The sequence below is a fragment of the Pantoea sp. PSNIH1 genome (genome assembly GCF_007680655.1).
Classification (GTDB): domain Bacteria; phylum Pseudomonadota; class Gammaproteobacteria; order Enterobacterales; family Enterobacteriaceae; genus Pantoea; species Pantoea eucrina.
In genome coordinates, this window is the sequence record NZ_VEIP01000001.1 from 1112134 (window position 1) to 1133431 (window position 21298).

Annotated in this window: 15 protein-coding genes; 5 read left to right on the forward strand and 10 right to left on the reverse strand. The window is 57.4% G+C overall.

Annotated features, from left to right (window positions below; translation table 11 throughout):
• Positions 1–161 precede the first annotated feature (161 nt).
• The gene (gene pepN / locus FS690_RS05235) at positions 162–2777 is read right to left on the reverse strand and encodes an aminopeptidase N (protein WP_145339163.1); all 2616 of its coding nucleotides are present in this window, start codon (positions 2775–2777) and stop codon (positions 162–164) included.
• Between the two features lie 270 nt (positions 2778–3047).
• On the opposite strand from pepN, the gene pncB reads away from it, so the two are divergent.
• From pncB to FS690_RS05255, 4 genes are all read left to right on the forward strand, one after another.
• Positions 3048–4253: a nicotinate phosphoribosyltransferase gene (pncB, locus tag FS690_RS05240; protein ID WP_039385774.1), complete on the forward strand. Its 1206-nt coding sequence runs from the start codon at positions 3048–3050 to the stop codon at positions 4251–4253.
• Between the two features lie 212 nt (positions 4254–4465).
• Positions 4466–5866, forward strand: a complete 1401-nt coding sequence (gene asnS, locus FS690_RS05245; protein WP_104084732.1) for an asparagine--tRNA ligase — start codon at positions 4466–4468, stop codon at positions 5864–5866.
• A gap of 300 nt (positions 5867–6166) precedes the next feature.
• Positions 6167–7276, forward strand: coding sequence for a porin OmpC (gene ompC, locus FS690_RS05250; protein WP_071668705.1), 1110 nt, complete (start codon positions 6167–6169; stop codon positions 7274–7276).
• 200 nt (positions 7277–7476) lie between these two features.
• A complete protein-coding gene (locus FS690_RS05255) occupies positions 7477–8667 on the forward strand; it encodes an amino acid aminotransferase (RefSeq protein WP_094111475.1) in 1191 nt (396 codons plus the stop codon).
• A 55-nt stretch (positions 8668–8722) separates the two neighbouring features.
• On the opposite strand, the gene FS690_RS05260 is transcribed toward FS690_RS05255, so the two are convergent.
• The 7 genes from FS690_RS05260 to cmoM form a co-directional block, all read right to left on the reverse strand.
• Positions 8723–9352 carry an MBL fold metallo-hydrolase gene (locus tag FS690_RS05260; RefSeq protein ID WP_039383592.1) on the reverse strand — a complete coding sequence of 210 codons (630 nt, stop codon included), beginning with the start codon at positions 9350–9352 and terminating at the stop codon, positions 8723–8725.
• Between the two features lie 36 nt (positions 9353–9388).
• A complete protein-coding gene (locus FS690_RS05265) occupies positions 9389–9940 on the reverse strand; it encodes a YcbK family protein (RefSeq protein ID WP_039383591.1) in 552 nt (183 codons plus the stop codon).
• A 187-nt stretch (positions 9941–10127) separates the two neighbouring features.
• Entirely contained in the window at positions 10128–11906 is a 1779-nt protein-coding gene (gene ldtD / locus FS690_RS05270) for a L,D-transpeptidase (RefSeq protein WP_369826784.1), read from the reverse strand.
• 187 nt (positions 11907–12093) lie between these two features.
• Complete coding sequence (gene mukB / locus FS690_RS05275) at positions 12094–16560, reverse strand: chromosome partition protein MukB (RefSeq protein WP_039383586.1); 4467 nt, start codon at positions 16558–16560, stop codon at positions 12094–12096.
• Positions 16557–17297, reverse strand: a complete 741-nt coding sequence (gene mukE, locus FS690_RS05280; protein ID WP_039383583.1) for a chromosome partition protein MukE — start codon at positions 17295–17297, stop codon at positions 16557–16559. Before mukE ends, mukB begins: the two co-directional genes overlap by 4 nt.
• Positions 17278–18600 carry a chromosome partition protein MukF gene (mukF, locus tag FS690_RS05285; RefSeq protein WP_039383581.1) on the reverse strand — a complete coding sequence of 441 codons (1323 nt, stop codon included), beginning with the start codon at positions 18598–18600 and terminating at the stop codon, positions 17278–17280. Before mukF ends, mukE begins: the two co-directional genes overlap by 20 nt.
• 11 nt (positions 18601–18611) lie before the next feature.
• A complete protein-coding gene (gene cmoM, locus FS690_RS05290; protein WP_039383578.1) occupies positions 18612–19382 on the reverse strand; it encodes a tRNA uridine 5-oxyacetic acid(34) methyltransferase CmoM in 771 nt (256 codons plus the stop codon).
• A 124-nt stretch (positions 19383–19506) separates the two neighbouring features.
• Between cmoM and elyC the strand changes: the two genes are divergently transcribed.
• Positions 19507–20292, forward strand: coding sequence for an envelope biogenesis factor ElyC (gene elyC, locus FS690_RS05295; RefSeq protein ID WP_071668702.1), 786 nt, complete (start codon positions 19507–19509; stop codon positions 20290–20292).
• A gap of 64 nt (positions 20293–20356) precedes the next feature.
• On the opposite strand, the gene kdsB is transcribed toward elyC, so the two are convergent.
• Both kdsB and FS690_RS05305 read right to left on the reverse strand, forming a co-directional pair.
• Positions 20357–21106 carry a 3-deoxy-manno-octulosonate cytidylyltransferase gene (kdsB, locus tag FS690_RS05300; RefSeq protein ID WP_094111479.1) on the reverse strand — a complete coding sequence of 250 codons (750 nt, stop codon included), beginning with the start codon at positions 21104–21106 and terminating at the stop codon, positions 20357–20359.
• Entirely contained in the window at positions 21103–21285 is a 183-nt protein-coding gene (locus FS690_RS05305; RefSeq protein WP_039383570.1) for a Trm112 family protein, read from the reverse strand. The genes kdsB and FS690_RS05305 overlap by 4 nt, the downstream gene beginning before the upstream one ends.
• Between the last annotated feature and the right edge of the window lie 13 nt (positions 21286–21298).

Consider the following 21298-nt stretch of genomic DNA (forward strand, 5'->3'; position numbering starts at 1 on the left):
TTTTATTGATGTTATAACATAACATATAAGTCAGCGTAACGCACCCTGCCGGATTAGCGGCCAAAGTAGTGATTTATGAGAAGGTTTGGCGCGCCATACTGTAGTGCCCGCATGGCCGCAAAAGGGCAGCCGCAACCGGTGACGGTTGCGGCTGCGGAGGATTACGCGTTCAGCGCTTTGGTGATTTTCTCATAGAGATCGCCGGAAAGATTATCCAGCCCCTTTAGCTGCTGCAGTGCCTGGCGCATTAACGCCTGACGTCCTGCATCATAGCGCTTCAGGCGGATCAGGGGTTCAATCATGCGTGCGGCCACCTGCGGGTTACGCGTGTTGAGATCGGTCAGCATTTCAACCAGGAACTGATAACCGCTGCCATCCTGCGCGTGAAACGCCGCCGGGTTGCCCGCCGCGAATGCGCCAATCAGCGCCCGGATGCGGTTGGGGTTACCCATGGTGAAGGAGCGATGGTTCAGCAGCGCACGCACGTTGCGTAACACTTCTGGTGCCGGGCTGGTCGCCTGCAGCATAAACCATTTATCCATGACCAGACCGTCCTGATGCCAGCGCTCATCCCAGGCGGCCAGTAGCGCGTCGCGGCACGGCAGCTGTGCCATCACCGCTGCCGAGAGCGCCGCCAGCGCATCAGTCATATTCATGGCGTGCGCATACTGCGCCTGAACCAGACGATCGGCCTGCGTCGTATCCCCCAGAGCCAGATAGCTCAGGCAGACATTCTTCAGCGCGCGCCGGCCAATTTCCGCATGATCAACGCGATATTCGCTGCTCTGGCTGGCCAGATAGAGCGCATAGCACTCGTCGTTCAGCTCGTTTGCCAGCGTGCGCATCAGCGCATGGCGTACGGCGGCAATCGCCTGTGGATCGATGATATCGAACAGCTCTGCTATCTCATTTTCTGATGGCAGGGTCAGGATCAGCGCCATCAGCGCCGGATCGCCCTGCTCATCCAGCAGCACCGCCCGGAAAGCGTCAGCAACGTGCAGAGGCAGCGACAGCGGCTGGCCCTGCTGGTAGCGCGCGACGTTGAGACGAATATAGGTTGCGAGCAGACTCTGCGCCGCATCCCAGCGGGAAAACTCATTGCTCGCGTGACGCATCAGGAAGGTGAGCTGTGCGTCGCTCCACTTATAATCGAGTTTTACCGGTGCAGAGAATTCACGCAGCAGTGACGGCACCGGCTGAAAATAGACGTTATCAAAGACAAACGTCTGGAACGCCTGCGTCACGTTCAGCACGTGATGTACCGGCTGGCCGTTATGCTGCAGCGGGATCACTTTGCCTTCGTTATCGTAGAGTTCGATATCCAGCGGAATGTGCAGCGGCAGCTTCTCCTGACCATCTGCGGTTGGCGGCGTATGCTGGGTCACGTGCAGGGTATACTGCTCCAGCTCCGGATTATAGTCATCGCGCACGCTCACGACCGGCGTGCCTGACTGGCTGTACCAGCGACGGAACTGGGTTAAATCGACGCCAGAGGCATCTTCCATCGCCTGGACAAAATCGTCGCAGGTTGCCGCACTGCCGTCGTGACGTTCAAAGTAGCACTGCATGCCCTGCTGAAACTTCTCTTCACCCAGTAGCGTGTGCATCATGCGGATCACTTCCGATCCCTTCTCGTACACCGTCAGGGTATAGAAGTTATTCATCTCTATAACCTGATCCGGCCGGATCGGGTGCGCCATCGGGCTGGCATCTTCGGCAAACTGCGCACCGCGCATCACCCGCACGTTATCAATACGATTCACCGCGCGGGAGCCGAGATCGGAGCTGAACTCCTGATCGCGGAATACCGTCAGACCCTCTTTCAGGCTGAGCTGGAACCAGTCGCGACAGGTGACGCGGTTACCGGTCCAGTTATGGAAATATTCATGGCCGATCACCGCCTCGATGCCGAGATAATCTTTATCCGTCGCGGTTTCCGCTTTTGCCAGCACATATTTGGAGTTAAAGACGTTGAGGCCTTTGTTCTCCATCGCGCCCATATTGAAGAAATCCACGGCGACAATCATAAAGATATCGAGGTCATATTCGAGACCAAAACGCTCTTCATCCCACTTCATGCTGGCTTTCAGCGAGGTCATTGCCCAGTCGGCACGATCGAGATTACCGCGGTCAACAAAGATCTCCAGCGCGACGTCGCGCCCTGAACGGGTGGTAAAACTGTCGCGCAGCACATCAAAATCACCTGCCACCAGCGCAAACAGATAGCAGGGTTTCGGGAACGGATCCTGCCACGTCACCCAGTGACGCCCGTCGTCCAGCTCGCCGCTCTTTAGCTTGTTACCGTTGGAGAGCAGATACGGGTAGCGCACCGGGTCGGCCCGGAGCGTGGTGGTAAAGCGCGCCAGAACGTCAGGACGATCCAGGTACCAGGTGATGTGCCGGAAACCCTCCGCCTCACACTGGGTGCAGAGCGCCTCGCCCGACTGATACAGCCCTTCCAGCGCGCTGTTTTTAGCCGGATGGATCAGGTTTACAATGCGCAGCGTGAAGTTGTCAGGCAGCTGACTGAGGATCAGCGCCCCCGCCTCTTCGCGATAGTGCGGCCAGGGGGCGCCATCTACCGTCAGCTCAACCAGCGTTAACGCTTCACCATCAAGATGCAGATCGGCGTCTGCTGCGCCGAGACGTTTGACCTGGCTGATGGCTGTTACGCGTGTTTCTGTTGCATCCAGATCAAACGTCAGGTCGATATCCGTAATGGTGTAATCAGGCGCCCGGTAGTCGTGGCGATATTTAATGTGCGGCTGTTGCGTCATATATCCTTCTCGCATCGTTGTTATGTTGAGGCCATCCTGTTGCGGTGGCGCAAATATCTCAAAGTCTAAGCGGCCTGACGGCGAGTTGCCATGCGCAATGCGCGCTGGCGCAGAAAAGGCTACAATTCAGTAACAATGGCACAATTGCCCCTCGACCCGCCACCTGCAAATGTGGTGTGATCGCAGAGATTACTGTTTTATACTCCTGCGTCTTTAGGATTTTGTTAAACACCGGGCTCTGCTCCGCGGAAGAGGATGCTGAAACGCACCATGACTGGACACGCTTCCCCGATTTTGACCACGCTGCTTGATACCGATGCGTACAAGCTTCATATGCAGCAGGCCGTATATCATCGTTACTACGATGTCCCGGTTACCGCAGAATTTCGCTGTCGCAGCGATGAACAGCTTGGCCGGTATGCCAGCGAGATTCGCGCGCAAATTGATACTCTGCAAGATCTGACCCTGAGCGACGATGAGTTTGCCTGGCTCAGTAACCTGCCTTTTTTCCAGCACGACTATCTGACCTGGCTACGCGCCTTTCGCTTCAATCCGGCGCAGGTTGAGGTACGGGACGAGCGGGGCCAGCTGCGCATCCAGATCCGCGGCCCGTGGCGTGAGGTCATTCTGTGGGAAGTGCCGCTGCTGGCGCTGATCAGTGAAGTGGTACATCGCCACCGCACGCCGCAGATCGCCGCAGAGCAGGCGGTCGCGCATCTGCAGCAAAAACTTTCAGCCTTTCAGACGCAGGTTGCCGATCTCGATATGTCGCGCTTTCAGCTGATGGATTTCGGCACGCGCCGCCGCTATTCACAGGAGGTGCAGGAAGCGATTGTCAGTACGCTGAAAGCGGAGTTTCCATGGCTGGTGGGCACCAGTAATTACGATCTGGCGCGTCGTCTGCAGCTGACGCCGGTCGGCACCCAGGCCCATGAGTGGTTTCAGGCGCATCAGCAGATCAGCCCGGTGCTGGCCAACAGCCAGCGCGCGGCGCTGCAGTCGTGGCTGGATGAGTATGATAACCAGCTGGGCATTGCGCTCACGGACTGCATCACCATGGACGCCTTTTTGCGCGATTTTGGTCCCGGCTTTGCCCATCGCTATCAGGGACTGCGCCACGACTCCGGCGATCCGGTTGAGTGGGGCGAGAAAGCCGTTGCGCACTATGAGCGGCTCGGTATCGATCCGCGCAGCAAAACGCTGGTGTTCTCTGACAATCTCAACCTGGATAAAGCGCTGGCGCTCTATCGTCACTTTGGTCAGCGTGCCAACGTGGTGTTTGGTATTGGCACGCGCCTGACCTGCGACATTCCGGGCGTAACGCCGCTTAACATCGTGATCAAACTGGTCAGCTGCAATGGCAAACCGGTCGCTAAACTCTCTGACAGCCCGGGTAAAACGATTTGTCAGGATAAAGCCTTTGTGCGTGCGCTGCGCAAAGCATTTGACCTGCCGCTGGTTAAACGCGCCAGCTGACCTGCCCCGGGCAGGGTTCACTCCCCTGCCCGCCGCCATTAAAATCACTCACTTCCCGCAATTTTGCTTGTTTCCTGATGGCTCGCAAGTAACATAGCAACACCCCTGAACGTGGGAGAATTGGCTGTTTCTGTCAGCACCGTACGTCACCTGTGACGATAGCCGGGTGCGGCGGGACACCCGTTATTTCATCTATATATAGAGAGATTTTTATGAGCGTAGTGCCTGTAGCGGATGTACTGCACGGCCGGGTCGCGGTTGACAGTGAAGTCACCGTACGCGGCTGGGTGCGTACCCGAAGAGATTCCAAAGCCGGTCTTTCCTTTATCGCCGTTTATGACGGCTCCTGCTTTAATCCCGTTCAGGCTGTCGTCAATAATTCTCTGAATAATTATCAGGATGAAGTGCTGCGTCTGACCACCGGCTGCTCGGTCATTGTCACCGGCACCGTGGTGGAATCACCGGGCCAGGGCCAGGCATTTGAGCTGCAGGCCACTCGTGTTGAAGTGACCGGCTGGGTTGACGATCCTGACACTTACCCGATGGCTGCCAAACGTCACAGCATCGAGTATCTGCGCGAAGTGGCTCACCTGCGCCCGCGTACTAACCTGGTTGGCGCCGTCGCGCGCGTGCGTCATACCCTGGCGCAGGCGCTGCATCGCTTTTTCCATGAGAACGGCTATTTCTGGGTTTCCACGCCGCTGATCACCGCATCAGATACGGAAGGCGCAGGCGAAATGTTCCGCGTATCGACGCTGGATATGGAAAACCTGCCGCGCGATCCGCAGGGTAAAGTGGATTATGACAAAGATTTCTTCGGTAAAGAGGCGTTCCTGACCGTATCAGGCCAGCTGAATGCTGAAACGTATGCCTGTGCGTTGTCAAAAGTCTACACCTTTGGCCCAACGTTCCGTGCGGAAAACTCCAACACCAGCCGTCACCTGGCGGAATTCTGGATGCTGGAGCCGGAAGTGGCGTTTGCCACGCTGGATGACGCCGCAGCGCTGGCTGAAGCGATGCTGAAATATGTCTTCAAAGCTGTACTGAATGAACGTGCCGATGACATGGCGTTCTTCGCCGAGCGCGTGGATAAAGATGCCGTTGCGCGCCTTGAGCGTTTTGTTACCACCGATTTTGCACAGGTAGACTATACCGACGCAGTTGACATATTGCTGAAGAGCGGCCAGAGCTTTGAAAACCCGGTTGCATGGGGTGTGGATCTCTCTTCTGAACATGAGCGCTATCTGGCCGAAAAACACTTCAAGGCGCCGGTGGTGGTGAAGAACTACCCGAAAGATATTAAAGCGTTCTACATGCGTATGAATGATGACGGTAAAACCGTAGCGGCAATGGACGTGCTGGCACCGGGCATTGGTGAAATCATTGGTGGATCGCAGCGTGAAGAGCGGCTGGATGTGCTGGATGCCCGTCTGGCAGAGATGGGGCTGAATAAAGAGGATTACTGGTGGTATCGCGACCTGCGTCGTTACGGCACCGTACCGCACGCCGGCTTTGGTTTAGGGTTTGAACGTTTGATCGCCTATGTCACCGGCGTACAAAATGTAAGGGACGTTATCCCCTTCCCGCGTACTCCGCGCAACGCGAATTTCTGATTTCTGCAATTAAATATAAGAAATTCATATATATACCGAGGTCGGCACTGCCGGCCTTTTTTTATTTTTGTAAATCTTGAGATATCTCACAAAGTTCCGTAATTATTACAAATTGTCACACAATTTTTCTTTTTGATACTCAATTAGGAGATTTGAATCATTTTCGGGCTAGAAATAGCAACTGCGGAGTGAAAAGATGCGTGCAGACATATGAGACACCAAACTTCTTTCAGGGTTCCTGTAAAGTTTTCCTGACGGCAGTGGCAGGTGTCCAGATAACTCCAATGAGGGTAATAAATAATGATGAAGCGCAACATTCTTGCAGTGGTTATCCCTGCTCTGTTAGCTGCCGGTGCAGCAAATGCAGCAGAAATCTATAACAAAGATGGCAACAAACTGGACCTCTACGGAAAAGTTGACGCACGCCACACATTCTCTGACGACGCTGGCAACGATGGCGACGCCTCTTATGTGCGCTTTGGTTTCAAGGGTGAAACGCAGATTACCGACCAGCTGACCGGCTACGGCCAGTGGGAATACAACATCCAGGCAAACGTTGCTGAATCTCAGGGTACTGAAGGTTCCAAAACCCGTCTGGGCTTTGCCGGTCTGAAATTTGGCGACTACGGCTCATTCGACTACGGTCGTAACTACGGCGTAGGCTACGATCCACTGGCGTGGACCGACGTTCTGCCAGTATTCGGCGGCGACTCTGGCCGTTCTGACAACTTTATGCTGGGTCGTTCTAACGGTCTGGCGACCTACCGCAACAGCAACTTCTTTGGTCTGGTTGATGGCCTGGCGTTCGCTGCTCAGTATCAGGGCAAAAACGAAGAGTCCGCCAATGGCCGTAGCGCAGATCGCGCAAACGGCGACGGCTGGGGTACTTCTTTAACCTATACCTCTGAGATCGGCGTAGGCATCTCTGCTGCGTACACCTCTTCTGACCGTACCAACGGCCAGCAGGCTAACTTCTACGGTAACGGCAGCGAGAAAGCTGACGCCTGGTCAACCGCGCTGAAATATGACGCGAACAACGTGTACCTGGCTGCGATGTACGGTGAGAGCCGTAACTCAACCTGGATCAGCACTGCTGCTAACGGCGCGACCCCGGCCCTTGCTGGTGCAGTAAACAAAGAGCAGAAGTTTGAAGCCGTTGCTCAGTACCAGTTCGACTTCGGTCTGCGTCCATCCCTGGCTTACGTCCAGTCTAAAGGCAAGGATATCGAGACCTGGGGCGATCAGGACCTGTATAAGTACGTTTCAGTGGGTACTTATTACTACTTCAACAAAAACATGTCTACCTATGTTGACTACCAGATCAACCTGATGGATGACAACGACTTTACCCGCGCAGCTGGCATCACTACTGATGACACCGTTGGCGTAGGCCTGGTTTACCAGTTCTGATTCTGCGAATCAGCACGGTTTAACCACGTAAAACGGAGCCTGATGGCTCCGTTTTTCTTTTCAGTGATCTACCTCGCAATTAGCAGTGCTTATATCCGCCACCGGCACAATTCTTTTTGAGATGGCCGGTTGGCAAGCCTCGCGTCTGACGTTAACCTGATAGCTCATTTCGCTAAAGTTCACCCAAACGGAACTGACTCATGTTTGAATCTATCTCTGCCGCACCTGCCGACCCTATTCTGGGGCTGGCCGATCTGTTTCGCGCTGATGACCGTCCGCATAAAATTAATCTGGGCATTGGCGTATACAAAGATGAAACCGGAAAAACGCCGGTGCTGACCAGCGTGAAAAAAGCTGAGCAGTACCTGCTGGAAAATGAGACGACCAAAAACTATCTGAGCATTGACGGCCTGCCCGATTTTGCCCGCTGCACTCAGGCGCTGCTGTTTGGCAACGACAGCCCGCTTATCGCCGCAGGCCGCGCCTGCACGGCGCAGACGCCAGGCGGCACCGGTGCCCTGCGCGTGGCGGCGGATTTTCTCGCCACGCAGACCAGCGTTAAACGCGTCTGGGTAAGCAATCCAAGCTGGCCAAACCATAAAAACGTGTTTAACGCTGCCGGCCTCGAGGTGTGTGAATATCAGTACTACGACGCCGCAAACCACACGCTCGATTTCGACGGCATGCTGGCAGCGCTGCAGCAGGCGCAGGCGGGCGACGTGGTGCTGTTCCACGGCTGCTGCCATAACCCGACCGGCATCGACCCGACGCGCGAGCAGTGGCAACAGCTCGCAACGCTGTCACAGGAAAAGGGCTGGCTGCCGCTGTTTGACTTCGCCTATCAGGGTTTTGCACGCGGTCTGGACGAAGATGCTGAAGGCCTGCGCATTTTTGCCGCAGCCCACCAGGAGCTGCTGGTTGCCAGCTCCTACTCTAAGAACTTTGGTCTCTATAACGAGCGCGTCGGCGCCCTGACGCTGGTAGCGGCCAGCAGCGACGCGGCTAAAACCGCGTTCAGCCAGGTGAAATACAGCATCCGTGCCAACTACTCCAATCCGCCGTCGCACGGCGCTGCCGTTGTCGCCACTATCCTCAGCAATGAGGCGCTGCGGACTATCTGGGTACAGGAGCTGACCGATATGCGTCAGCGTATTCAGCGTATGCGTCAGCTGTTTGTGAACACGCTGGCAGAAAAAGGCGCGCGCCAGGATTTCAGCTTCATCATCAAACAGAACGGCATGTTCTCATTCAGCGGCCTGACCAAAGATCAGGTCGTGCGTCTGCGTGATGAATTCGGCGTGTACGCGGTAAACTCAGGTCGCGTTAACGTGGCAGGCATGACGCCGGATAATATGTCGGCGCTGTGTGAAGCGATAGTCGCAGTACTCTAAGCGAAATGCGTGAACAGGCGGCGGGTGAGGCTCTCACCCGCCGCTTTTTTTATGGCTACTGCAGGAAAGGATTGGTCAGACGCTCACGTCCCAGCGTGGATACCGGCCCGTGCCCGGGTACAAACGCAATGTCGTCGCCCAGCGGCAGCAGTTTGGTTTTGATGGCGTTGATCAGATCGCTGTGGCTGCCCTGCGGGAAGTCGGTGCGCCCGACGCCGCCGCTAAAGATTACGTCTCCTGAGATAAGCAGCTTTCCGGCGCGATCGAAAAAGACAATGTGCCCCGGGGTATGACCCGGACAGTGCAGCACCTCCAGCGCCACGTTGCCCAGCTCTACCACATCACCCTCTTCCAGCCAGCGATCCGGCGTCAGCGGTGCACACTCCGGCAGCCCAAACATCCGGCTCTGCGTGGGCAGATTATCGAGCCAGACTTTGTCCAGCTGATGCGGGCCGGTCACCGGTATCTGGAAATGGGCCGCCAGCTCAGCCGCCGCGCCGGCATGGTCGAGGTGGCCGTGCGTCAGCAAAATCTGCGACGGCTTCAGGCCGCGCTCCGCCAGCGCCGCTTTGATGGTTTCCGCATCGCCGCCAGGATCGACCAGGGCTGCAATGCCCGTCTCTTCATCCCAGATAGCTGAACAGTTTTGCGAAAAGGCGGTAACCGGAATAATGTGATAATTCATAACGCTCCATGACCGGCACACGCAGCGCTGCCGGCATCAGGACCAGTGCCTTGCAGGCCCGGTATCTATGTGTACGAAGTTGCTGCGTGGATAATATCCTACACCACCCGCGCGCATAGATAACGCCGCTTTACGCACGTTACTCAGGGCAATGCCCTCAATATGGAAATCCATCGCCTGGCCTTTGGTGTGATAGCTATGCTTCGCCACGCCAGGGCCCGATTCGCGCAGCATGTTGTTGGTCGACAGCGTACGATAGCCTGAGATGAGCTGTACCGGTTTACGGGTATCCAGCAGCGCCTGCAGGCGGTAGAGCTGATCAAACAGATGGGGATCGATGCTTTTCACTTTATTTGCGCGGTAGTCGCGGAAAAAGTGATTAAGACGCGCCAGTTCGTCGCGATCGTAGCTTTTACCGTTGAAAAACTCGGTTTTGAGGGTTTCACCGGTATGCATGTTGCTGAGCGTCAGAATACGCGGACGTGAGGTCGACACAGAGGCCAGCGCTGAGCCGGGGAGCAGGGAGAGGCCTGCTGCTGCGCCGCCAAGCAGCAGTAAGCGGCGGCGCTGAGAATCGATATTAGCCATGAAACGAGGTTACCTGAATAAAACACATTGAATGTGTAAAAAGTACACAAGGCCGCACAGTAACGGCAGCATGGATATCAGTCAACCCGGAATCTGTCTCAGAATGTGCAAAACCCGACCAGAAGCAAATTTCTGGCCGGGTTTCAGGGGCGTTTCGCTTATCAACAATCTGGCGAAAATCAGCACGCTACAGCAGGAGCTGTCCTGCCCGGGCCAGCACCTGGCTGCCGGAGCGCGCCGTATTATCATAATTGTAAATATCTGTACGATATTGCGCCTGCCCGTCATCGCTGACCCAGGCGGTCAGATAGTACAGATTGACCGGGATACGATGCCGAATCGGCACATAGCGCGTGTCACCCTGCTTCAGCGTGCTGGAAATACGGCTGTCGTTCCAGCCAGCATCCTGCAGCAGCAGGTTAGCCAGATCGGAGGCTTTATTTACGCGTACGCAGCCGGAACTGAGTGCGCGAATATCGCGCTGAAACAGGCCGTGGTTTGGCGTATCGTGCAGATAGATGGCGTCTGAACTGGGCATATTAAACTTATAACGTCCCAATGAATTGGTGGCGCCCGGTGCCTGACGGATGCGATACGGGAAGCTGGCAGCAGAAACCATCTGCCAGTTGATCATCGTCGGGTCGATCACTTCAGCGTCAGCGCTCCAGCCTGACAGCAGCGTATAGCCGTGCCGGTAGAGATAACCAGGATCCTGTTTCACCTTCGGCACAATATCCTGACGCACCAGCGTGGTTGGCACGTTCCACGGCGGATTGAGCACCACGTTGTTCAGCGCACTGCGCATAAGCGGCGTTTTGCGATCGGGCCGTCCGACAATAACCCGCGATGAGAGCACCGTGCTGCCGTTGTTATAGTAGGTCAGCGAATAGTTGGGAATATTCACCATTATCCCGTTATGCATATCATCCGGCAGCAGCCGCAGACGCTGAATGTTCAGCGCCAGCAGTGAGGCGCGCATCTGCGGTGAGACATTCAGCCACTCGCGGGTGCGCGGGCCAATTGCGCCGTCATCCGCCAGCCCCTGCCAGTGCTGAAAGCGCTTCACGCCCTCAACCAGCGCAGTGTCATAGATATTGCCGGCTGCAGAAGGCGATCCGGCCAGTATATTTCCTGCCGGCTGCGGCGTCGGGGCCGGAAGATCGGTGACGCTGGTGGCGGAAGGACTTACTGCCACCGGCTGGCTTTCAGCAACCGGCACGGCGCCCGCCGGCACTGCATCTTCATCCGGTGCAGGCGTAGTGGCGTGGTCAGATGCGGTCAGCATACCGGTGCGCTGAAGAATTTCCCGCAGCGCCGGCACATCATCGCTGACCTGCCCCGGACGCAGCGTTGCTTTGTCACGCAGCTGCGGCCAGGGACGATTATCCGTCAGCAGCGTCTTCAGCGCCGCATGCATCGGCTGATACTGCGGATGCTGCGGCTGCAGTGAGGCCACAAACGCGCGGCTGCCGCCAGCGTTAACCGCGTTCTGCCACTGATTGATCGCTGACAGCGACGGCATGGTAAGCCTGTAAGGCACATTGCTGTAAAGCCAGGTTTCACCCTGCGCCGGTACGCCCGCCACAAACTGCAGGTAACCCAGCATGGCATCGCTCAGCACCACGTCGCGCGCAAAGCCTTTAATGTCCGGATCGGTCAGCCGCTCAACCCAGCGGCTGAACTGTGGCTGCACGCCTGAAAGCGCGACCTCAGCCAGCTGCTGCTGAAACGCCTGCACCGTATCGCGGTCCTGCCAGAGCGGCGCCATTCCGCGCGCGGCATAAAGACCCGCCAGACCCGGCAGGTAAAAAGGGCGATCGCTGGCGCTGAATGCCTGCAGGATCTGCTGCTGGCTGGCCGCCACTGACGTGGTGCCGTGCCCGCCGGCTGTCATGCTGGCGGTTTGTGCAGCCTGCCCCGCGGCCAGTGGCAAGCCTGCCAGCACGGCACTAAACACCAGCGCCATGCGATTAAATCTGAACGTTTTACTCAGCAACATCCCTGCCCCCTGTTACCTGAGACGCAGCCTGCCCTGTGCGCTGCGTACAACCTGACTTTCATGATGAGTATATAAAGAAAAAACGGCATTCGCCTCTCAGGGCCAATGCCGTTTACAGATTAACGCTGGTTGCGCGGTTTAACCAGTCAGGCGCTTAGCTATTTTGCGTTTCCAGCCCCTGCTCGCTTTGCGCCGTTTTTACCGGTGCCGGATCGGCGGAAAAACCACGCAGGCCCACTACGTGCACATGCTCCGTATTGTTAAATACTTTACGAACCAGTTTATAAGTGGTGCCTTTTTCCGGACTGATATTTTCCGGCGCGGCGATCACCAGCTGCATCTCCAGACGCTCGCAGAGTTCAAACAGCGTCGCGATTGAACGGGCATCCAGACGCGCCGCTTCATCAAGGAACAGCAGACGGCACGGTGAGATATCTTTGCCGCGCAGACGACGCGACTCCTCTTCCCAGCTCTGCACCACCATCACCAGAATTGACATCCCGGTACCAATCGCCTCGCCGGTTGAGAGCGCCCCGCTTTCCGCGCGCAGCCAGCCGTCGGAGCCGCGATTTACTTCAACTTCCATTTCCAGATAGTTGCGATAATCCAGCAGCTCCTCACCGATGGTCTGCGGCGTACGCTGGCCCATATCAATCTGCGGGTTAAGACGCTGATAAAGTTTGGCCAGCGCTTCCGAGAATGTCAGCCGGTTACTGGTAAAGAGATCCTGATGCTGTTCGTGCTCTTCGGAGAGCGTATCCAGCAGCGTGGCGTGTGTCTCACGCACGTTGACGTTAAGCCGTACGCTCTTCACCTGACCAAAACTCACCGTCTGCAGCCCCTGGTTCAGCTGCCGGATGCGGTTCTGTTCGCGCTGAATAGTCTTGCGAATAATATTGGCCGCACTGCGTGAGCTGATCGCCAGCGTCTGCTCGCGCGCCGTCAGCTCTTCGGTCAGACGGTTCAGCTCAATCTCCATCTGCTCAATCGCCTCGACCGGATCGTCAGTGCGGATAATATCCTGACGGATACGCTCGCGCAGATGCTGATAAACGGCGATAAAGAACTGAATTTTACGCTCCGGACGCTTGGGATCTTCCGACATGCGCAGAACGTCACGCAGATGCTCATTATCCGCCACCGCAAGGCGCAGCGCGCCCAGGGCTTTATCGGACATTGAGCGCAGCTCGTCACCGCTCATATAGGCCAGCTCGCGCCGGTGCAGCCGTCGTTCCACGCCGTTGTCTTTCACCAGACGCAGTACGGAGCACCAGCCCGCCTTGGCACTGACCACCTGCTCACGCAGGATGCGATAATCGCGCTCCAGCTTACGCAGCTTTTTCTGCAGGCTGTCCATTTCTGCTTCGCAGAACGTCAGCTGTTTCTCCAGCTGGTTACGCCGCGCCCGGTTATGGCTGAGCGCGGTATAGAGTTCATCGCGCCGGATACGCGCCCGCTCTTCCGCGCTGGCATCGGCGTGAACGCCGATATCCTGCATCTCCTGCTGCAGCTCTTTCAGCATGTCGCGTTTGGCATCGTGCGAACTGCGCAGCGAGGCCAGCACCTGCGAGTACTGCGTCAGCTGCGCCTGATGTTCACGCAGGCGTTCACGGGCGCGGCTGCGCTCGCCTTCAGCCTGCTCCAGGCGCTGCCGTAGCTTATCAGAGAGATCGCTGTTACCGGTCAGCATCCCGGCTGAATCGCCATAGCTGAAGTGGGCGCGGCGCTGTACCACCTCCGTCAGCGCAAATGCCTGCTGGCGCGCGCTGAGCTGCTGCGCCTGCGCCTGCTGGTAGTCGCGCTGCAGCTGATCGTGCTGCTGCGGATCGTTCTGCAGCACCGCCACCAGCGACTCCAGCTTGCTGAGTTTGCTGCCGTGCTGGTGCAGGAAGCGCGCCGCCTCCTGCGCCTCTTCCACCCGCTCACGGATCTCTTCGCAGCGATCCGGCAGGGTGTCATCCAGCAGCAGGTTAACGCGAGGCAGCAGGCGGTTAAGCTGGGCGACGCCGTCGCGCGCCTGTTCAAACTGTGCACGCTGCTGCTGATTATTACTCTCATGCTGCGCCAGACCGCGCTCCAGCTCACTGCGCCGGCCGTTAAGCTGGCGGATTTGCGCTTCCGGATCCTCATCAAACGCTACCGCCAGATGACTGCCGATAAAGCGGCTGAAAGACTGGTGCAGACGCTGCGTTTTCTGTACGTCAAAAGAGAGCGTCGCATAACGTTCTGCCAGCCTGTCACGTTCAATACCCAGCAATTCAAGCTGATTTTCACGTGCGGCGCGGCCAAACAGCGGCACCTTAGGAAAACGCGAATAGCGCCACTGACGCTCTGCGACTTTGACCACGACAGCTTTATCCAGCTCATCTACGCTGAAGACGCTGTCATCAAAGGATTGCGGATCGCCCTCAATCAGATAGAGATCTTCCGGGCACTCTTCCAGCCCTTCGAGCTGTTCGCGTATCAGCGCCAGATCCGGCACCACGATGGCGTGGCGCGAAGGTCCATAGAGCGCAGAAAAATAGGGGGCATCGTCCAGCGTGACATCATCATAAATTTCGGAGAGCAGCACGCCGCCAAAGCGCTCTGCCAGCTGCGTGAGGCGCGCATCTTCTGCGCCGCCTGGCTGGCTGAGGCGTTCAATCTGCTGCTCAACGTCGCGTTTACGCGCCGCAATTTCATCTCGCTCTACGGTGGTTTCACGCTCGCGCTCCAGCAGCTGCTGCATAAAGGCGGTCACCTGCTGACTGCTGCTCAGCTGCTCACCTGTCTGTTCGCTAAGCTGCGTCAGGATCTCCTGAGCGGCCAGCCAGTGCGGGGCGCGTGCCGTCAGCGTTGCGATACGTTCGCGCAGCTGTTCCAGCTCCTGACGCATCTGCATGCGCTGTTCACCGGCATCGGCAACGCTGGCGCTGAGCTGCTCAATCTGCGCTTCCAGCTCGCGCTGCAGCCCTTCCAGCGCGTCTGCTTCATAGTGCTGGCCCTGACGTTTGCAGAACTCTGCCAGCAGGCGTTCAGCCTCATGCTGCTCGCGCAGGCGACCTTCTGATTCGTTAAGACGCAGCCGCAGTGACGCCAGCTGATCGGCATAATGACGCTGATTCGCGGCGTCGCGCAGCAGCTGGCGACCCACCTGCCAGGCGTCCTGACGGCTGACCTCACCGGCAATGCTGGTTACCAGCGCCAGCGCCTGCTCAAACTGGCTGTGTGCGGCTTCCGCCATACTCAGTTTCTGCTCCAGCCGCAGCAGCTGGCTGGTCGCCTCTTCGTCGCGTGCCTGGAACGTCTCCAGCCAGTCAGCGGCGTTATCAATCGTCAGGTCCGGCAGCTGGCAGCGCGTACGGGCTTTCTCCAGTGCCTGCAGCGCCTGCTGATACTGAATAGAGCGCGTCTGCTGAACATCCAGCGCCTGCTGGAAATCAGCCAGCTGACTTTTCAGCTCATCCACTTCAATTTCAGCGGCTTCGGCGCGCGCCTCATTCTCTTCCTGGATCTCACGCGCTTCAGCTACAACCTCATTCTGCTCTTCCAGCCGGTAGCTCAGCTCTTCAAGATCGGCATCATAACGCGCGATTTTCTCCTGCTGGCGCATTGCGGTCTGCACCAGATTAAGATGATCGCTGGCCGCCTGATAATCGATCTCCAGATCGCTTTCAGCGGCGCTATGCTCAGCCAGCTCACGCGCCATTTCCACGTGACGATACTGCTCCGACACCAGCTGGTTGCGGCTGCTGAACAGCTCATTGCGCAGCTGAAGCGCCCCGTCCAGATGTACCCGCCGTTCGTTCGCATGACGCATATAGTCAGCTGAGACGTAGCTGGTCGCCTCAGAGATCAGATGCTTGAACAGATCGCGATCGGACTGCGTCACGCGAATCGCTTCCAGCGTCATGCGGTTCTCACGCAGTGCCGCTTCCATATCCTGAAACGCTTTACGCACGCCGCCGTTTTCCGGCAGCAGATAGTCGCGCAGCGAACGGGTGATGGCGCTGGAGATACCGCCGTAGAGCGACGCCTCAATCAGCCGGTAGAATTTACTGCGATCGCTGGCTGAACGCAGGCGACGCGGCACCACGCCGAGTTCAAACAGCATGGCGTGATAGTCAGTAATGGAGCTGTACTGGCGGAACTGCACGCCTTCCTGTGCTTCAACGCGATCTTTAACCTCTGTCAGCGGCAGTACACGCGCCTGACGGCTGTTAAGGATCTCGGTCAGCATGTCCGTGGGCAGCGCATCCGCGGGCAGGCCATGAATACTGAAGGGTTTGATATCCACTTTCTTATCGCGCCCGGCCACCTGCTGCAGACGCACCCCGACCACAACGCGCTGATGGCGTGAGTTGACGACATCCAGCACTGAATAGCAGACGCCAGCGCGCAGTTTACCGTGCAGACCCTTATCGCGGGAGCCTGACGTGGCGCCTGCTTCCGTGGTATTACGGAAGTGCAGCAGGGTTAAATCGGGGATCATCGCCGTAACAAACGCGGCCATAGTGGTGGATTTACCGGCACCGTTACCGCCTGAAAGCGTGGTAACCAGTTCATCGAGATCAAAGGTGCGGGCAAAAAAGCCATTCCAGTTGATCAGTGTCAGCGAACGAAACTTACCGCGTTCAATCATACCTGCTTCTCCTCCGCGTTATCAGTCGCATCACTGCTCTCCGCATGTTCACTCTCCTGCTCCGCCTCATCGGCTGTTGCAGAAACGGCAGCCTCTTCGGGTGTCATCGCTTCACCCACGCGGATCAGACGCAGCTGCGCCTCACGCGGATCGTCGCCGCTGCGCACGTCAGCACCAAAGCGAAAGACTGATTCCATAATGCGAAATTTGCTGCTGTCATTACCCATAAACCACACCATTCCCAGGCGGCGCAGACGGCTCAGTGAGGCGCGCATCTTCTCCTGCAGGCGGGTGCGATCGAGATCGGAACCGGTTGAGCGCTGATTGACCAGCTTAAGCAGCTTGTGTTCATCCGCTAGCGACAGCAGCTCATCATAGAGCTCCTGCTGGGTAAAAATACCCTCGTTTGCCAGACGCTCCGGGCTCAGATAGAGGTAGCAGAGAATTTTGCCTACCATCATATCCAGCTCAGAGAGCACCGAGCGTGGGATCAGCGTGGTTGAGCGCGGCCGCAGGTAGAAAAAGCCTTCTGGTGCGCGGATCAGCTCCACGTTATAGCGGGCATAAAACTCTTCAAGATAGGTTTGGTAGTCCATCAGAAAAGCGTGATTATCCAGCTCTTCAATACCGATATGCCGGCCCGCGCGCAGCTGACTGTCGAGCGCCGGAAAAAGGGGATTGGCCAGCGCCAGTGCCAGTTTAACCGGCATCACTTGTTCAATATTTGTCGATGACATGCGCCTGCACCTTGGCTCCGTAATCATTAATGGTCTGCCATTCTGCTGGCAAACCGGCTAAATCTGCTTCAGCAACGCCCAGCCGCACCGCCTGATCGATCACGATACGCGCCAGATCGAAATGGCGCGCGCGCGGATATTGCGCCAGGTATTCGCGCATGACGGTGGCAAGGTGCAGCGGTTTTTGCTCGCGACGATACACAGCCAGCGCCTCTTCAATCATGGCGGCCAGCTGCTCGCGGATCTCGTTAAACTCTTCATACTCCATTTCCGGCGGAAGCTCGCCCATGACCTCATCGTTACGCAGCGTCATCTCTTCATCGCGCATATCGAGCAGGCGGTCAGCGCTGGCGTAAGTCAGCATCCACGGCTGATCAAAATAGTTCTGTACCGACTGACGCAGCCGCTGTGCAAAGACCCGGTTCTTATCCATATCAATCGCGGTACGGATAAACTTGTGTACATGACGGTCATAGCCGATCCACAGATCAATCGCCTGCTGGCCCCAGCTGATAATGCGATCGAGTTTGTTCTGCAGGTCATAAACCAGTTTGTCGACGAAACCGAGATCGGGACTGCTCAGCGTGGCATCCTGAATGCGCAGCAGGTTAGCCTGCAGCTTATCCCCCGCCGCTTCCAGCGTATCCTGCAGTTCACGCAGCGTGCCGGAGGTCTCAGAGAGCAGCAGTTCACAGCTGGAGATCGCGGCGCGCCAGTCTTTGTTGAGCAGCGCGGCGATATCATTTTTTACCGTCTGCTGCTGCTCATCCATCAGGCGCTGCGTCATATCGATGCTGTCAAAAATCTCAGCAACCGAATATTTCAGCGGAGCAAATACGTTGCGGTGCCAGTGAAACTCATCGCCATCTTCTTCAGCGGCGTCAGCAGCGCGCTTCAGCTCCTGACCCACAATTGAGAGCTGCATTGAGAGGCGCAGCGTGGAGAATTCGCGCTGGCGGATATAGTAGTCGGTGATGCCAATTCCCAGCGGCGTCAGGCGGTAGATAGCGTGCCCTTCAGACACCTCGCTGGTAAACCGGTTAAGCAGTCGCTGCCGTACCAGGTCGTTAATCGCATTGTTCGCACGCACCTGTACGGTTTCATGCGTCTGTTCAAACGCTTTGCTGACGTGACGAAAGGCGTCGGTCAGCTCACCTTCACTCATTTCACCGTCCATGCGCTCACCGTTAAGGGTAGCGATGGCCAGCAAAAAGGCCAGACGTTCTACCGGCAGCGCAAGCGAGAAATCGTTTTTGCGTGCCCAGGCCACCAGTTCTGGCACCGTCTGGGAAAAATCGCTCATAGTTGATCCTTTTACCTGGGTTTGCGCGCCGTCACATGGATATAACGCCCTAAGCTTAAAAAGGGCTCCTGACGACAGTAGCGCCGCTCCATTTCAATAATCTCTTCCACGCTCTTACCTGCACCGGGCTGCGGTTTCATGTAATCACTGAACACGCGAACACCGGTGCGCTGCTCAATCACAAAACCGCACTGCGTCAGCCACTGATAGACGTCCTGCGGTTCGCGCGGAAAATCGGGCGACAGGGTACGCTTTTTGCGTTTGGTCATATTGGCGCGCAGGTAGCCGAAATTACCCAGCGTAAGCGTGCGAAACGTCAGCCCGTGCGCGTTGTAAAACATCAGCGACAGCACACCGCCTGGTTTCAGCGTCTGCCACAGCGCCTGCAGCACGGCCAGCGGATCGGCCACCCACTCCAGCACCGCGTGAAACAATACCAGATCGACTGGCGTATCCAAATGCTCGCCTACCTGCTGAGCGCTGACTTGCCGGAACTGCATATTGTGGCTGACGCCGGTTTCCCGTGCGTGGTCCGCCGCCAGTTTCAGCATTTCACCGGAGAGATCGCAGAGCGTGACCTGATGCCCGCGGGCAGCGAGTCCGCTGGAGATTTGCCCCACGCCGCCGCCAGCATCCAGCACAGAGAGCGGTCCGGCAGGCAGTGACGGCAGCAGCGCCTCCAGCTCATCCCACAGAATGGCCTGACGCACCAGCCCTTTGCGGGTGCCGTAAATGTTTTGCGAGAATTTATCCGCCAGATCGTCGAAATTACGATCCTGCATGGTGTGCGCTCCGGTTTGCGGCAGTTAACTTGTGCTATTTTGTCACAGGCTCACCAGGAATGAACCTTTCACGCTGCAGTAACTGTCTGGCTGCTGTTTTTTCAGACAAAAGGAGTAAAAAAGGATGTTATTTGCCTTAAAAAAAGTCATTGGCGGCTTGCTTCTGCCTTTGCCGCTGCTGTTACTGCTGATGGCAGCCGGACTTTTGCTGCTCTGGCTGACGCGCTGGCAAAAAAGCGCCAAAGTTTTACTCTCCGTCAGCTGGCTGCTGCTGCTGCTGCTGAGCCTGCAGCCGGTGGCCGACCGCCTGCTGCTGCCGCTGGAAAACCGCTACCCGACGTGGAACGGTACAACGCCGGTGGCCTGGATTGTGGTGCTGGGCGGCGGTTATACCTGGAACCCGGACTGGGCGCCCGGCTCTAACCTGATTGGTAACAGCCTGCCGCGCGTGACGGAGGGCGTAAGGCAGTGGCGACGCAACCCGCAGGCCAAAATGATTTTTACCGGTGCGGCGGCAGGCCAGAATCCGCGCAGCAACGCCGCGGTTGCCGCCGACGTCGCGATGAGCCTTGGCGTACCGCATAGCGCCATCATTACGCTTGATTCGCCGAAAGATACCGCTGAAGAGGCGCAGGCGGTAAAACAGATGACGGGCAATAGCGCATTTCTGCTGGTCACCTCCGCCAATCATCTGCCGCGTGCGATGGCTTTTTTTCACCACGCCGGGCTGGCACCGATCCCCGCGCCGGCAAATCAGATGGCGATCGTCTCGCCGCTTAACGGCTGGGAGCGTGCGCTGCCCTCGCCACTCTGGCTGAGCCACAGTGAACGGGCTATTTATGAGACGCTGGGACAGATCTGGCAGCATCTGCGCGGTCAGTCGGGCAGCCGTGACGACGCTGCGCCCTGATGTCAGAAACAGAAAGTGTCAGACAGAGCCAGCGGCGTTGCGCCTGCTGGCCTGACAGAGAGAGTTAACGCTGCATCGCCGCGCGTACGCGCGCCAGATCTTCTGGTGTATCCACGCCCACGCTCGGGATAGTTGTGGCAACCGCCACATGAATTTTTTCGCCATACCAGAGCACGCGCAGCTGCTCCAGTAGCTCAATCTGCTCCAGCGCGCAGGGTTGCCAGGCGACATAGCGGCGAATAAAGCCGGCGCGGTAGGCATAAATACCGATATGCCTCAGCAGCGTATCTCCCGCCTGCTCGCGCGACTGCGCATAGCGCTCGCGATCCCAGGGAATGGTGGCCCGCGAGAAATAGAGCGCGTAGCCCTGCCGGTCGGTTACCACTTTAACCGCGTTCGGATTAAACGCCTCATCGGCATCTGCGATCGGCACCGCCAGCGTGGCCATGCCAGCCTCTGCCGCGGCGAGATTCTCCGCCACCTGACGCACGATACCGGCCGGGATCATCGGCTCATCGCCCTGCACGTTGACAATGATAGTGTCATCGTCAAAGTTGCAGGCTTCAATGACTTCAGCCAGCCGCTCGGTGCCGGACTGATGATCGGCCCGCGTCATACAGACTTCACCGCCGGCCGCAGTTACTGCCGCAGCGACTTCGGGGTGATCGGTTGCGACGATTACGCGATCGGCTCCCGACTCCCGCGCACGCTCCATGACGTGCACGACCATGGGCTTACCGTGGATATCGACCAGCGGTTTACCCGGCAGACGCGTCGAAGCGTAGCGCGCCGGAATGATAGCAACAAAACTCATGGATGGATCTCTTCAGCCGTCAGCGTTCGCGCCTCGGTTTCCAGCAGCACCGGAATGCCATCCCGGACCGGGAATGCCAGTCCGTCAGGCTTGCAGATAAGCTCCTGCTGCGCCTTGTTGAAGTAGAGTTTTCCGTTACAAACCGGACAGGCCACAATCTCAAGTAAACGGTGATCCATACTTTTCTCCTTT

Bases quoted from the DNA above. Each gene is read 5' to 3' on its own strand.
- pepN (WP_145339163.1), bottom strand. From the start codon at position 2,777: ATGACGCAACAGCCGCACATTAAATATCGCCACGACTACCGGGCGCCT.
- pncB (WP_039385774.1), top strand. From the start codon at position 3,048: ATGACTGGACACGCTTCCCCGATTTTGACCACGCTGCTTGATACCGAT.
- asnS (WP_104084732.1), top strand. From the start codon at position 4,466: ATGAGCGTAGTGCCTGTAGCGGATGTACTGCACGGCCGGGTCGCGGTT.
- ompC (WP_071668705.1), top strand. From the start codon at position 6,167: ATGATGAAGCGCAACATTCTTGCAGTGGTTATCCCTGCTCTGTTAGCT.
- FS690_RS05255 (WP_094111475.1), top strand. From the start codon at position 7,477: ATGTTTGAATCTATCTCTGCCGCACCTGCCGACCCTATTCTGGGGCTG.
- FS690_RS05260 (WP_039383592.1), bottom strand. From the start codon at position 9,352: ATGAATTATCACATTATTCCGGTTACCGCCTTTTCGCAAAACTGTTCA.
- FS690_RS05265 (WP_039383591.1), bottom strand. From the start codon at position 9,940: ATGGCTAATATCGATTCTCAGCGCCGCCGCTTACTGCTGCTTGGCGGC.
- ldtD (WP_369826784.1), bottom strand. From the start codon at position 11,906: ATGGCGCTGGTGTTTAGTGCCGTGCTGGCAGGCTTGCCACTGGCCGCG.
- mukB (WP_039383586.1), bottom strand. From the start codon at position 16,560: ATGATTGAACGCGGTAAGTTTCGTTCGCTGACACTGATCAACTGGAAT.
- mukE (WP_039383583.1), bottom strand. From the start codon at position 17,297: ATGTCATCGACAAATATTGAACAAGTGATGCCGGTTAAACTGGCACTG.
- mukF (WP_039383581.1), bottom strand. From the start codon at position 18,600: ATGAGCGATTTTTCCCAGACGGTGCCAGAACTGGTGGCCTGGGCACGC.
- cmoM (WP_039383578.1), bottom strand. From the start codon at position 19,382: ATGCAGGATCGTAATTTCGACGATCTGGCGGATAAATTCTCGCAAAAC.
- elyC (WP_071668702.1), top strand. From the start codon at position 19,507: ATGTTATTTGCCTTAAAAAAAGTCATTGGCGGCTTGCTTCTGCCTTTG.
- kdsB (WP_094111479.1), bottom strand. From the start codon at position 21,106: ATGAGTTTTGTTGCTATCATTCCGGCGCGCTACGCTTCGACGCGTCTG.
- FS690_RS05305 (WP_039383570.1), bottom strand. From the start codon at position 21,285: ATGGATCACCGTTTACTTGAGATTGTGGCCTGTCCGGTTTGTAACGGA.